Origin of the sequence: Eggerthella sp. 1_3_56FAA, assembly GCF_000185625.1 — a bacterium.
In the GTDB taxonomy this organism is placed as follows: domain Bacteria; phylum Actinomycetota; class Coriobacteriia; order Coriobacteriales; family Eggerthellaceae; genus Eggerthella; species Eggerthella lenta.
In genome coordinates, this window is sequence record NZ_GL622579.1 from 104,916 (window position 1) to 118,925 (window position 14,010).

General features: G+C 66.4%; 9 protein-coding genes. 7 read left to right on the plus strand and 2 right to left on the minus strand.

The window, feature by feature from the left end; genetic code table 11:
- Genes fabG through HMPREF1023_RS00450 form a run of 4 tightly spaced genes read left to right on the plus strand, consistent with a single transcriptional unit; the run spans position 1 to position 5,091 of the window.
- Entirely contained in the window at positions 1–765 is a 765-nt protein-coding gene (gene fabG, locus HMPREF1023_RS00435) for a 3-oxoacyl-[acyl-carrier-protein] reductase (protein WP_009304148.1), read from the plus strand.
- On the plus strand, positions 762–2,051 hold the full coding sequence (fabF, locus tag HMPREF1023_RS00440) for a beta-ketoacyl-ACP synthase II (protein WP_009304149.1): 1,290 nt from the start codon (positions 762–764) through the stop codon (positions 2,049–2,051). The genes fabG and fabF overlap by 4 nt, the downstream gene beginning before the upstream one ends.
- Before the next feature lie 18 nt (positions 2,052–2,069).
- Positions 2,070–2,519 (plus strand): 3-hydroxyacyl-ACP dehydratase FabZ, encoded by a 450-nt coding sequence (gene fabZ / locus HMPREF1023_RS00445; RefSeq protein ID WP_009304150.1) that lies wholly within the window; start codon positions 2,070–2,072, stop codon positions 2,517–2,519.
- Positions 2,520–2,538: 19 nt separating this feature from the next.
- On the plus strand, positions 2,539–5,091 hold the full coding sequence (locus tag HMPREF1023_RS00450) for an acetyl-CoA carboxylase carboxyl transferase subunit (protein ID WP_009304151.1): 2,553 nt from the start codon (positions 2,539–2,541) through the stop codon (positions 5,089–5,091).
- 8 nt (positions 5,092–5,099) lie between these two features.
- On the opposite strand, the gene HMPREF1023_RS00455 is transcribed toward HMPREF1023_RS00450, so the two are convergent.
- A complete protein-coding gene (locus tag HMPREF1023_RS00455) occupies positions 5,100–8,369 on the minus strand; it encodes a DEAD/DEAH box helicase (protein ID WP_009304152.1) in 3,270 nt (1,089 codons plus the stop codon).
- 191 nt (positions 8,370–8,560) lie between these two features.
- On the opposite strand from HMPREF1023_RS00455, the gene HMPREF1023_RS00460 reads away from it, so the two are divergent.
- Complete coding sequence (locus HMPREF1023_RS00460) at positions 8,561–9,754, plus strand: MFS transporter (RefSeq protein WP_009304153.1); 1,194 nt, start codon at positions 8,561–8,563, stop codon at positions 9,752–9,754.
- Positions 9,755–9,811: 57 nt separating this feature from the next.
- The gene (locus tag HMPREF1023_RS00465) at positions 9,812–10,876 is read left to right on the plus strand and encodes a GNAT family N-acetyltransferase (protein WP_009304154.1); all 1,065 of its coding nucleotides are present in this window, start codon (positions 9,812–9,814) and stop codon (positions 10,874–10,876) included.
- Here the strand turns inward: HMPREF1023_RS00465 and HMPREF1023_RS00470 are convergent.
- The gene (locus tag HMPREF1023_RS00470) at positions 10,873–11,457 is read right to left on the minus strand and encodes an NUDIX hydrolase (RefSeq protein WP_009304155.1); all 585 of its coding nucleotides are present in this window, start codon (positions 11,455–11,457) and stop codon (positions 10,873–10,875) included. The two genes, HMPREF1023_RS00465 and HMPREF1023_RS00470, sit on opposite strands and share 4 nt — an antisense overlap.
- 242 nt (positions 11,458–11,699) lie before the next feature.
- On the opposite strand from HMPREF1023_RS00470, the gene HMPREF1023_RS00475 reads away from it, so the two are divergent.
- On the plus strand, positions 11,700–13,931 hold the full coding sequence (locus tag HMPREF1023_RS00475; protein ID WP_009304156.1) for a CRISPR-associated helicase/endonuclease Cas3: 2,232 nt from the start codon (positions 11,700–11,702) through the stop codon (positions 13,929–13,931).
- Positions 13,932–14,010 lie beyond the last annotated feature (79 nt).

Below are 14,010 nucleotides of genomic sequence, written 5' to 3' on the forward strand. Positions count from 1 at the left end.
ATGACCAACGAAACCGAAACTCCGCGTCGAAGCGCGGTCGTCACCGGCTCGAACCGCGGCATCGGCCGCGCGGTGGCCGAGGAGCTGGCGCGCGCGGGCTTCGACGTGTGCGTGAACTGCTCGAGCGAGCGCGGGCTGGACGAGGCGCGGGCGTTCGCCGCAGCCCTGGAGGCCGACTGCGGCGTGCGCGCCATCGCGGTGGCCGCCAACGTGGCGGACGCCGCCGAGGCCGCTGCGCTCGTCGACGCCGCCCAGGAAGCGTTCGGCCGCGTGGACGTGCTGGTGAACAACGCCGGCATCACGCGCGACGGGCTGCTGGCGCGCATGAAGGACGAGGACTTCGACGCGGTGATCGACGTGAACCTCAAGGGCACGTTCAACTGCTGCAAGGCCGCGGCGCAGCGCATGATGAAGCAGCGCTACGGACGCATCGTCAACATGTCGAGCGTCGTGGGCGTGGCGGGCAACGCGGGCCAGGCGAACTATGCGGCCTCGAAGGCCGGCGTCATCGGGCTCACGAAGTCCATCGCCCGCGAGCTGGCGGCCCGCAACGTCACGGCCAACGCCGTGGCCCCGGGCTTCATCGCCACCGACATGACTGACGCGCTGTCCGAGAAGCAGCGCGAGGCCATCGTGGGGCGCATCGCGTCCAAGCGCCTCGGGGAGCCCGAGGACGTGGCGAAGCTCGTGCGCTTCTTGGCCAGCGAGGACGCGGGCTACATCACCGGACAGGTTGTCTGCATCGACGGAGGTATGTCGCTATGAGCGAGAACATTGCGAACGCGGCGAGCACGCGCCGCCCCGACGGCACGCACCGCGTGGTCATCACCGGCATGGGCGCGGTGTCGCCGGCCGGCGTGGGCGTGCAGGCGCTGTGGGACGCGGTCATGGGCCGCGCCTGCTGCATCGGCCCGGTCACGCGCTTCGACACGGCCGACTACGACGTGCACATCGCCGCCGAGGTGCGCGATTTCGACGCTGCCGAGCACGGCATCACGAAGAAGGAGGCGCGCCGGTTCGAGCGCTTCGTGCAGTACGCCATCGTCGCTTCCGACGAGGCGCTGGCGCAGTCGGGCCTGAACCTCGAGGCCGAGGACACCGCGCGCATCGCGTGCGTGTTCGGCACCGGCATCGGCGGCATCGACGAGCTGCAAAGCGGCTTCTTCACCTTGGCCGAGAAGGGTCCGAAGCGCGTGAGCCCGCTGTTCATCCCCACGATGATCGGCAACATCGCGGCGGGCAACCTCTCCATCCGCTACGGGCTGCGCGGCGAATGCCTGAACGTGGTCACCGCCTGCGCCACCGGCGCGCACTCCATCGGCGCGGCCGTGCGCGACATCCGCCACGGCTACATCGACGCGGCGCTGGCCGGCGGCTCGGAAGAGTCCGTGTCGCCCATCTGCCTGGCCGGGTTCTCGAACCTCGGCGCGCTGTCGAAGGCCGAGGATCCGACGCAGGCCTCCCTGCCGTTCGACGTGCGCCGCGCGGGATTCGTGGCGGGCGAGGGCGCGGGCGCGGTGGTGTTGGAGTCGCTGGAGCATGCGCTCGAGCGCGGCGCCACGGTGCTGGCCGAGATCACGGGCTTCGGCTCCACGGGCGACGCCTACCATATGACGGCTCCCGAGCCCAGCGGCGAGGGCGTGGCGCGCGCGATGCGCCAGGCGCTGGAGGAGGGCGGCTTCACGCCGGACGACCTGGGGCATCTGAACGCCCACGGCACCGGCACGCCGGCGAACGACGCCACCGAGTCCAAGGCGCTGCTGGCGCTGTGCGGCGAAGAGGCGGGAAGCCGGATCCCGGTGACGTCGGTGAAGGGCACGACGGGCCACACGCTGGGCGCCGCGGGCGCTATCGAGGCCATCGTCACGGCTTTGTCCGTGATGAACGACTGCGTGCCGCCCACGGCCGGCTTCGCCGAGGCCGATCCGGAATGCCCGGTCAGCGTCGTCATCGAGGCGAAGACGGGCTATCCTCAGAAGGTGGCGCTGTCGAACTCGCTCGGATTCGGCGGCCATAACGCGAGCTTGGCCGTTTCGCCGTATCGCGCATAGGTTGGGAGGAGCCGAACCATGGACATCGAATACCCTTGCGGCAAGGACGTCGTCGAGGCGGTGCTGCCGCATCGCGACCCGTTCTGCTGGGTGAGCCGCATCGTCGCGTGTGAGCCGGGCGTGGAGGTGACGGCCGAGCTCGACGTCGACCCGGAGCTGGCGCTGTTCGCGGGGCATTTCCCGGGGCATCCCGTTTTGCCGGGCGTCATCATCATGGAGGCGCTCGCGCAGGCGGCATCGTTCTGCATCCTCGTCGAGCGCGGAGCCGAGGGCTCCATCGGGTTCCTCACCGGCATCGACGGCGCGAAGTTCCGCCGCCAGGTGGAGCCGGGCGAGACGCTCACGCTGAAAGGGCGCATCGTGAAGTCCTCGTCGCGTCTGTGCGTCGCAGAGGTGGAGGCGAGCGTCGACGGCGCGGTGTGCGCGTCGGCGACGCAGAAGTACGTGCTGGCGAAAGCGGAAGCTTAAAAGAGCGAGAGGCCGTTCGATGAAGAGTGCCAAGCAGAACTACATCACCATCGGATCCGACGGAACGGTGCTGCCCCAGGGCAAGCCGCGCAAGGCGGCCGAGCCTATCGGCGAATCGGCCGACGTGGCCTACCGCCTTGCGCGCATGGCCGAGGAGGCCGCCGCTTCGCTTCCCATAGCGCCGAACGCGCACGATGCTGCCGACGCGGCCGACTACACCGCCGTGCCGCGGGCGTTGGCCACCGCCGCCCCGCGCACGCCGAAAGGCGCCGGGGGGATCGATGCGGGCTCCAAGCCCGTCGCGCTCGTCATGGCGCGCCCGAAAACCGCGAAGCGCCTGATGCAGGCCGTGGGCGATGCGGGTTTCGCCGCCTGCGCAGTGTACACGCAGGATCATCGGGGCGATAGCCACATCAAGCTCGCCCAAAGCGCGGTGAGCCTGGGCGAGAAGTACTCCGACGCGCTGTTCTGCAACGGCCATGCCGTGCTGACGGCCATCGACTCCTGCGGGGCTTCGGTGGTTCTGCTGTGCGACGAGGCGCTGCCGCTGGCCGAGGTGGACAGCTTTCTCGCTCGCACGGCGGCTCGCGGCGTGCGGGTGTTCCGCCCGCTCAGCAATGACGCGCCGCTTCTGGGCTGGGTGCTGTGCACTACCGACAAACCCGCTATCGACGGCGATTCGTGGCGCGCGTGCCCGCACTGCGGCCTCAAGTTCGACGGCCCCAGCCTGGCCGCCGGCCATTACGTGTGCCCCGCTTGCGGCGGTTACCTGCGCATGTCGTCGAGCGAGCGCATCGACGACTTGCTGGATGCGGACAGCTTCGTGGAATGGAACCGCACGGTTCCCGAAACCGACCCGCTCGAGTTCCCCGGCTACCTGGGCAAGCTCGAGGCTCAGCGCGAGAAGACGGGTCTGGAGGAGGGCGTGCGCACCGGCGTCGGACGTATCGCGGGCTTGCGCGTGGCCATCGGCATCATGGAGTCGCAGTTCTTCATGGGCTCGATGGGCTCGGTCGTGGGCGAGAAGGTGGCGCGGCTCGTGGAGCGCGCGACCGACGAGCGTCTGCCCGTGGTGGTGTTCACCGCGTCGGGCGGCGCGCGCATGCAGGAGGGTCTCGTGTCACTCATGCAGATGGCGAAGGTGTCGTGCGCGCTGGAGCGCCATGCTGCGGCGAAGCTCCCCTACATCTCGGTGCTCACCGATCCCACGACGGGCGGCGTGACCGCGTCGTTCGCCATGCAGGGCGACGTGATCCTGGCCGAGCCGCGCGCGCTGATCGGCTTCGCGGGCCAGCGCGTCATCAAGGACACCATCAAGCAGGAGCTGCCCGAAGGCTTCCAGACGGCCGAGTTCGCGCTGGATCACGGGCTGATCGACGCCATCGTGGAGCGCGGCGAGCTGCGCAGCGTGCTGGCTCACTTGCTGGCGTTGCACCTTGCCACGGCATCGGCTGTGCGCGGCGAGCAGGAGCACGAGCCGGGCGATCGCGATATCCTCGTCAGCTACGAGGCGGTGCGCGAGAACCTGGCCAGCGGCACCGATACGTACAACACGGTGACGTACGGCGATTTGACCGTGGGCGGCGGCTTGCCTTTCGCCGGAGGGGTGGACTCGGCGCGCGCCAAGCTGCGCGGGCGCATGGCGGCCGTCACCGAGCGCTTCGACCGCCGCGGCTCCTCCATGCGCAAGCGTTTGGAGAAGGCGCTCAGCACGGGCGGTTTCGATGCGGAGGCCGGCGTGTCTTTGGAGGACGCGTCCGCTGCGGCGCGCGAGGCCACTGCGCCCACGTCGAACCGCGCATGGGAGAGCGTTCAGTTGGCGCGCAACGTGCATCGTCCCACGGCGCTCGCCTACATCGACTCGTTCGTGGACGGGTTCATCGAGCTGCACGGCGATCGCATGTTCGGCGACGACGGCGCCGTGGTGTGCGGCCTCGGCTGGATCGGGGGTCGCGCGGTGACGGTGATCGCGCAAGAGAAAGGACGCGACCTCAAAGAGCGCATCGCGCGCAACTTCGGCTGCCCGCAGCCGGAGGGCTACCGCAAATCTTTGCGCCTCATGCGTCAGGCCGAGAAGTTCGGCCGCCCCGTGGTGTGCCTCGTGGACACGCAAGGCGCGTTCTGCGGCATGGAGGCCGAGGAGCGCGGGCAGGGCAACGCCATCGCCGACAACCTGCTGGCGCTCGCGGGCCTGCGCGTGCCCGTGGTGAGCGTGCTGTTGGGCGAGGGCGGCTCGGGCGGCGCGCTGGCGCTGGCGCTGGCCGATCGCGTGGCCATGCAGGAGCACGCGGTGTACTCGGTGCTGTCGCCGGAGGGCTTCGCGTCCATCCTGTGGAAGGATCGCACGCGCGCCGCCGAGGCGGCCGCCGTCATGAAGATGAGCGCGGCCGAAGCCTGCGAGATGGGTATCGTGGACGCCGTGCTGTCCGAAGGAGCGGGCCCTGCGCATGAGAACCCCGAGCAGGCGGCCGAGGGCGTGCGCTCCTACGTGTGCGCCACGCTTGACGAGCTATGCGCAACGCCGACCGACGAGCTGCTGCGAGCCCGCTACGAACGCTTCGGCAAGTTCTAAGCCGCGCCTCATCCGTCCAGCAAATCGAGCAGCTCCTCCTGGCTCAGGCTCGCCAGCGACACGCCGCCGGCGCCGATCACCTGGTCGGCGAGGTCGGTCTTCGCATCCTGCAAATGCAGGATGCGCTCTTCGACGGTGTCCTTCGCGATGACCTTGTGGACGCTCACCACCTGCGTCTGGCCGATGCGGTGCGCGCGGTCGGTGGCCTGGTTCTGCGCAGCGGCGTTCCACCAGGGGTCGGCGTGCACCACCACCGACGCGCCGGTGAGGTTGAGCCCGGTGCCACCCGCTTTGAGCGACACGAGGAACACGGGCGTGTCGTCGTCGTTGAACGCGTTCACCAGATCGAGCCGGCGCTTCTTCGGCGTGGTTCCCGTGATGGTGAAGTAGGGCACGCCGTGCGCGTCCAGCACTTCGGCGATCAGCGAAAGGAAGCTTGTGAACTGGGAGAACACAAGCGTCTTCTCGCCGGCGTCCATGGCCGATTCCACGATCTCTGCGATGGCGTCCAGCTTTGCCGCGTGCCCGGCGTAGTTCTCGTACAGAAGGCGCGGGTCGCAGCACAGCTGGCGCAGCTTCGTCAGCTCGGCGAGCACCTCCACTTTGCGCTCGTGGAACTGCTTGTTGTTGCGGTTGTTCTTCTGCAGGGTCAGCGCGTCGCGCAGCTGCTGCTCGTGGGCGGCGTACAGGCGCTGCTGCTCGGCCTCCATGGGGACGTACACCACCGATTCCAGCTTGTCGGGCAAGTCTTGCAGCACGTCGGCCTTCAAGCGGCGCAGCATGAACGGTGCCACGAGGGAGCGCAGACGGCGGGCGGCGTCCTCGTCGCCTCCGGTGATGTCCAGCTCGAAGTGCTCGCGGAAGCGCATGTAGGATCCCAGAAGCCCGGGCATGAGGAAGTCGAAGATGCTCCACAGCTCGCTCAGACGGTTCTCCATCGGCGTTCCGGTCAGCGCGAAGCGGTGGCGCGCCCGCACGCGCTTCGCGGCGCGCGCCGTCTTGGTGGCGTGGTTCTTCACGTACTGCGCCTCGTCGAGCGCGCAGCAGTAGAATTCGCGCCGGGCGAAGTCCTCCGCGTCGATGCGCAGCAGGTCGTAGGAGGTGATCAGCACGTCGCAGCAGCGCCCGTCGCGGGCAAGCTCGCTTTCGCGTGCGTCTCTCTCGCACGCCTCGGCGCGGATGCGCATGCGCTCGCGCTTGGCGCCCACCGCGGCGCGCACGTCTAGGGTCGGGGCGAAGCGCTCGAACTCGGCCATCCAGTTGTACACGAGGGAGGCGGGGCACACGATGAGGCTGGGCCCAACGGCGCGCGCCTCGCTCTGGCGTGCCAGCAGAAACGCGATGAGCTGCACCGACTTGCCCAGGCCCATCTCGTCGGCCAGGATGCCGCCGAGATCGCGGTCGGCCAACGCGCTCATCCAGCGCAGCCCTTCCGCCTGGTAGGGGCGCAGCGTGGCGGCCAGCTGGTCGGGCACCGGGCACGGCTCGCCGGCCGATGCCCGGAAGCTTTCCAGGTAGCGCATGAACGAGCGGTTGCGCTCTGCGCCCTTGAACTGCTCGTCGAGGTAGAACGCGTGGTAGGCGGGAAGCTCCACCGCGCCTGCGGCCAGCTGTTTGGGCGTGAAGCCGAAGTCCTCCGCAAGGTGGTCGAGCTGAGCGAGGTCGTACTCCGTCAGATCGAGGTACGCACCGCTCTTCAGACGGTGGAAGCGCTTGCGCCGCCGGTAGCTCGCCAGCAGCGCCGCCACCTCGGCCGGGGGCAGGTCGTCGGTGGACACGGCCAGGTTGATGAGGTTGCCCGCCAGCGAGATGCCCACCGAGATGCGTGGCTTCTTGTCTACGAGCAGCCGGTCGAACGCGGGCGTGGTGAACGCCTGGCCCAGCGCCTGGAACTGGACAAGGCCGCCGAACACGAGGTCGGCCACCGCCGTCTCGTCGCTCAGCATGATGGATGGGGGAGCTTCTAATGTGTCGAAATACTGCTTGACCAGCCGCCTCGCGCGACCCTCCAGCTTCTCGTCGCGCAGGGGGCCCGCCTCGTCGCGAGCGGGGGAGTCGAGCAGCGGATAGCGGCGTTCGCCGTACACGGCTTGCGCGTCGCAGGTGACGTCGCGGTCGGTCTTGTCGAAGTAGAACTCCAGCTTGCACGGCACGGGGCGGAACAGCCCGATCTCGGTCGGCGTTTCCACATGGAGGCGCTTCTCGATGGCGGGCAGCACGGTGGCGCAGAACAGGGGCATGTCGGCGAGGCTGACGAACAGGCGGGCATCGTCGTTCTCGTACACGGTGCGCAGGAAGCCCGCCGTGCGCGCGAAGTCGGCCGAGCAGCGGAAGAACGTCTCGCCCTGCCACAGGTACATGCGGTCGCCCTGCGCCACGAAAGGCAGCTCGTCGGCTTCGATGGCGTAGCCGCCGTCGTCGGTGCGCCGCACCGAGACCTCGACATCGGGGTCGGCGCTGACGACATGCGCGCGGGTGAGGGAGCGCGTTCCGTAGTCGGTGCCTTCGACGGTGAAGGGGCGGCCGTCCAGCAGATCCAACAGCTCGATGAGCTCGTAGTCCGACAGGTCGAGGTCGCGTCCGATCTCGTCGCGTCCGCGGTAGCGCCAAAACGCGCTGCCGGTGGCCTGCTCGCGCAGCGCCACGGCGCGGTCGAGGAACCGGGCGATGGGGCGCGCCGACTCGGCGAGCATCGCCGGGACGTGCGTGAACGCGAGCTTCTTGCCGTAGGAGAACCGCTCGCCGCGCCGCATGCGGCCGACGAAGTCCGAGATGCTCTTCATGACGTAGGAGCCCTGGGGGCCGACGACCTTGAAGTGCGCCGACCACGACCGATAGCCGTACACGACGGTTGCTTCCAGATCGATGCCGCCCTGTTCCTCAGCTTCTGCAGCGGCTTTGCTGCGCTCCATGAGCTCGAGCAGGCATGAAGACGTGGTCGGCGCGCGATGGGCTCGGTAGCCCATGAACTTCTCAGGCGCGTCCAGATACGTCAACGCCAGAGCCACGCAGTGCTTGCACATGCCGTCATACTCGCGGTAGGCGGGGCAGGTGCAGGCGTAGTCGACCAGGTCGCCTTCGTCCTCGTCGAAGGTGACGGAGGTGCGGTAACGGTCGTTCCAGCCGCTGCTGCTGGCAACGAACGCGGACAGCGTGGTCTCGGGAGGGTTGTAGCGGACCTGCTTTGTGAGGATGTTGCGGTCGGAGGCTGCGATGGACCGTGCCCGTTGCAACGTGCGCGCATGGCAGTGCCTGCTGATGTCGTCTTCGGATAGCATGCGGTGCGGCGGCCCTCCCTCGAAAGCATTGCAGAACATCCGTACAATGGTACCAGAAATCCAGAACCGTGCGCGCCGCGTTGGGCGAACGCGGGTGTTCCCTGCGTCCGTTCGGAATGCTATGCTGTCCGCAATCGCTCCTCGCAGGGAAGAGCGCGGGTGTAATTCGCGGTGAACGAACGGATGGTGCCATGCTCGCGCATGCAGTCGACGCGTCGGAATCCTCGCAGCCTCGGCAAGGGGTGCGAGGCCTCGTCATCGCCACGTTCGCCTTCGTCACCGTGTTCGCCGCTTCGGCTGTGCCTATCCCTTTGTACTCCGAGTACAAAGGGGCGATCGGGCTCACCGACGCCGACATCTCCGCCACCATGCTCATGTACCTGTTCGGCGTCGTGCTGACGCTGTTCTTGTCGGGATCGCTGTCCGATGCGGCGGGACGGCGCCCCTTGGCGGCGGCGTCGCTGCTGCTTGCCATGCTCGGTTGTTTCCTGTTCTTGAGAGCGGCCGATCCGACGATCGTGCTGGTTGCGCGAGCCGTGCAGGGCGTGTCGTGCGGCTTGGCCATGAGCGCCGTTTCGGCGCTGGTCGTCGATTCCGCCGTGGGGCGCTACGAGGGGTTCGGGCTGGCGGTGGCCGGTTGCGGCGCGCTGCTGGGCGTGATGGCGGGCTCGCTGGCCGTGGGGTTCTTGTCCTTGGTCACCCAACAGCACGCGCTGATCTATTGGATCATGATCGCGTTGCTGGCGCTGGGCGCGATCCTCATTCCCGCGGCTCCCGAAACGGTCGTCAGCCGCGTGCCGCTGCGAACCGCCTGCAAGCCGGTGATCGGCGTGGATGCGAAGCTGCGTGGTGTGCTGCCCATCGCCGCGTGCGCCTACGTCGCGTCGTGGGGCGTGGGCACGTTCTTCCAATCGTTCAGCTCGCCGGTGGCGGCGGAATGCTTCGGTTCGAGCGACCCGTTCATGGCATCGGCTATCCTCGCGCTGTCGATGGCGCCCAGCGCGTTGGGGGCGCCGCTTGAGGCGCGCATGCCGTCGGGCGTGTCGTTGCGTGTTTCGATGGCGGCGCTCCTCGTGTTCACGTGCGCGATGTGCGTAGCGATGGCGGCCGGGGCTTTGGGCGCTTTCCTCGTGCTGGTGGCGTTGTTCGGCCTGTCCACGGGCATGTGCCTGTCGGGCAGCCTGCGCCTCTTGTTCGCGCGGGCCGACATGCGCAGCACGGCGACGGTGGTGTCGACCATCAATCTCATCGGCTACACGGGATCGGCGGTTCTTAGCGGGATGATGGGCGCGCTCGTGGGCGCGACGACGCTCGTGGGCGTGCTTGCGGCGCTGGCCATGTTCGCGGCCGTCGCCACGGTTCTAGTGTTCGCGCGCACGCGCTAACGCAGCGGAGTCGCGGGCTTTGCTATACTGGGTTTTTCGACGAAACGAGGACGAGCGATGCCGATAGCCGTGAGCGCATGCCTGCTGGGGGAGCCGTGCCGCTACGATGGGAAGTCGCGTCCCTGCGAGGACGTGCTGAAGCTGCACGACGCTTGCGAGATGGTTCCCGTGTGCCCCGAGGTGCTGGGCGGGCTGCCTGTGCCGCATGCCCCCTGCGAGATCGCCGCCGCCGAGCGCGCGCTGCGCGTGACGGACGCGGACGGGGTCGACGTCACGGACGCGTTTTTGGCCGGAGCCGCCAAGACGGTGGAGCTGGCGAAGGAGCAGGGGTGCAAGCTGGCCGTGCTCAAGGCGAAGAGCCCTTCGTGCGGATGCGGCCTCGTGTACGACGGCGCGTTCGCCGGCGAGCTCGTGCCCGGTTACGGCGTGGCGGCGCGCGCCTTGCGCGAGGCGGGCGTGCGGGTGCTCGACGAGGTGTGGTTCGCGGCTTGTGTTCGGGCCGGCGAGGCGCGGCATCCCGGTTGTCCGCCGGCGATTCTGGCGGAGACGTCGGGGGAGTGCCCTGCGCTCGAGACCGAGCGCCTCGTGCTGCGCCCGCTCGTTTCCGACGATATCGACGACGTGTACGCCTACTGCAGCGATCCCGCCGTCGGGCCCGATGCCGGATGGGCCCCGCACCGCACGCGCGAGGACTCGCGCATGTTCGTGGAGGTGATCGCGAGCGAGCCTCATGTGTTCGGCATCTTCGAGAAGACGGGCGCGGGGACGGGAGCCACGGGGCCGTGCATCGGGTCGATCGGCCTCATCCGCGATCCGCAGCGGCGCAACGTCGACTGCCTCATGCTGGGCTATGCGCTCGCGCGCACGGCATGGGGGCGGGGCTGCATGACCGAGGCGGCGGACGAGATGCTGCGCTACGGCTTCGAGGAGCTGGGGCTTGGCCTGATCACGTGCACGCACTACACGTTCAACGATCGTTCGCGCCGCGTGATCGAGAAGGCGGGCTTCGTCCACGAGGGCACCATCCACGGCGCCGAAGCAACCCCCGACGGCCTCATGCAGGACTTCGAATCGTACTATCTTCCCCGCGAGCTTTGGGATGAGGCGAAGGGACGGGGCTAACGTCTCATTTCGAGGTCGACCGCGGCCAGCTTGTCGACGAGCTTGCGGTAGATCCGGTCGCGCATCCACGGTTCCGTCGATGCGGCCAGCGCCTCGTCGAGGTCCATCCAGCGCACGCCGCTGTTCTCGTCGGGCTTGACGCGCAGCGGGTCGTCGGGCGACGCGACGGCCAGATACGTCACGTTGAGGTGTACATGCGAGCTGACGTAGCGCCCGCGTTTCTCGTGCCCGTCCACGGTGAGCACCTCGAGCGAGAAGATGTTCCCCGGCCCGCACGGCACGATGCGCGCGTCGGCGACGCCGGTCTCCTCCTCCAATTCGCGCAGCGCCACCTGTTCCAGGTCGCGCTCTCCGTCGGCGTGCCCGCCTATCCAGCTCCACGACCCGTACGTGTTGTGGAACACCATGAGCGTCTTGGTCGCGGTCGGGTCGACCGTCCAGATCGAGCACGTCATATGCGCGAGCGAGTCGCGTTGGAAGACCCGCGGGTCGGCTTCCAGCTGTCGGAGGATAACCTCGCGATCGGATGCCTCCTGCTGGTTGAAGGGTTGGTAGGAGCGTATGTCGGTGGTGAGGGACATGGGGGTATTGTACAACCCGGTTGTTCTTCGGGCATGCTTCATGCACCTGTTTTTTGGATTAGACATTCTTTCAATGATAAACGAAAACGCTTTTCTGCAAGTCCCGCTTGGGGGACATGCGAAAACAGTTTCCAGAGTATCATCGAGAGCTATAAAAATGATTAGAGAGCTTATGCATGTCAAGATGAGTTATATTTTATAGCTGAACGGCGCGCGATTGCGCCAACTGACGGGAGGTATTCATGTACGTATCCCATGTTGCCGAAGATGGGCGTATCGAAGAAGTGGCCGACCATCTTCGCGAGGTGGCCGAGATGGCGGCTGAATTCGCGCGGCCGTTCGGAGCCGAGTCTTGGGCTTATGCGGCAGGCATGGCCCACGATATCGGCAAGTACTCCGCAGAATTCCAGAACCGCATCCTCCGTGACGGCCGCAAGGTGGACCACTCCACGGCGGGGGCTTATGAGCTATATGAGCGGGCCGGGTTGCCACTGCTCGGCTTCTGCATCGCGGGACACCACGGAGGCCTGCCCGATAGCGGATCATTGGCCGAACCGGATGGACCGTCGCTGATAGGACGCTTTCGCAAAGCGGAGCATCGCCAGCTTCCCGACTATCGCGCTTATGCTCGCGAGGTCGAGCTGCCCGAGACGGAATCGGTCACTTTCGACAACATGGCTCATTTCGATCCCTTCTCGATCGCCTTTTTGACGCGCATGGTGTTCTCGTGTCTGGTCGATGCGGACTTCCTCTGCACGGAGCGCTTCATGAAGGGGTCGGCGCGCGAGCATCTGAACGCCGATTCGCTCGAAACATTGAACGAGCGCCTCGAGTGCGTGATCCAATCGTTCTACCCTCCTCGAACCGAACTCAGCAAGACGCGTTGCTCTATTCTGGACGCGTGTGCCGAATCGGCATCGGATGCTCCAGGCGTTTTCTCGCTCACGGTTCCCACCGGCGGCGGCAAGACGTACGCCTCGCTGCGCTTCGCTTTGCGGCATGCGCTCTCTGACGGGCATAATATGCGACGCGTCATCTATGCGGTACCCTACACGTCGATCATCGAGCAGAACGCCGAGGTGTTTCGCAAGGTGGTCGGCGCGAACAACGTTCTCGAACATCATGGCAACTTCGATTTCGATAATGCGGGCGAAGATGGAGGGCTGTTGCGACTTGCGACGGAGAATTGGGATGCGCCCGTCGTGGTCACAACGAATGTGCAGCTTTTCGAATCGCTGTACGCCAGCAAAACGTCGCGTTGCCGCAAATTGCACAATATCACGAACAGCGTGATCGTGCTCGACGAGGCTCAGATGCTCCCTGCGAAGCAGCTGCTGCCTTGCGTGCGGGCGCTGGCCGAGTTGGTTCACCGCTATGGATGCACGGTAGTGCTCTGCACGGCCACCCAGCCGTCGCTAGACAAGATGTTCGGTTTGTACGGATGTCCGGTGCGCGAGATCGCTCCCGAGCCGCAAGCTCTGTACGAGCGTTTGCGGCGCACTGAGTATCGCTTCATCGGCAAGATCGAAGATGCGGTGCTCGCTGACAGGTTGTCTTCTCGTGAACAAGTGCTTTGCGTCGTCAATAGTCGAAGTCAGGCGAAATCCCTCTATGATTTGGTGCAAGCGTCGTCGGATGACGGAGACGGCGTGTTCCATCTGTCCACGCTCATGCATTCGGTTCATCGAGAGAAGGCGCTCGCCGAGATACGCCTGCGGCTGGTTCGAGGAGAAACCTGCAGGGTGATCGCAACGAGCTTGATCGAGGCCGGTGTCGATGTCGATTTTCCTATCGTGTACCGCGCGCTTGCCGGAGTGGACAGCATGGTTCAATGTGCTGGTCGATGCAACCGCGAGGGAAGGCATCCTGTTTACGAGAGCGTCGTCTACCTGTTCGAGCCGGGTACGGGGTACGGCGTTCCGAATGATATTAGTCAAAAATGCGCGATCGCGCGTTCGGTAATGCTGGAGATGGGGGTCGACATCCGAGCTGCCGAGGCGGTGGAAGAGGGTGTCGCATGCGATATCGGTTCGCTTGGGGCGATCGCGTCGTATTTTGAACAGTTGCACGATATACGCCGCGACCGGCTGGATGCGGAAGGCGTGCTCGAGGACCTCACGGAAATTGGTCGGGCGGAGTTCCATGAAGGCAAGTCGGTTCCCCTTATCCCCTTCAAGCATGCCGCCGATCGCTTCCGTATGATCGAAGACGGATCGTGCTCCATCATCGTTCCTGATCCCGCGATAGCGCAGCAGCTTCACGAGCTTCGCGTGGGAGTCGCTTCCCGGGGTTCGATGCGCCGGGTGGCGCGCTATTCGGTGAGTCTCTACGACAATGACGTCAAAGCGTTGCAGAGCACGGGTGCCATCAGATTGCTGGATGGGGATACATACGAGTTGGTGGATACCGGCCTCTACAGCGAAGAAACGGGACTCGATGCCTCGCAGGCTGGAGGAAAGGGCTTGTTCTTGTAGCGGCCGAAAAGCCGAGCTTTTTCAAAGTTGTACCAGAACAGTCCCACGCGTGCAGTTCGAAGCTGGTATGCTGCATGTA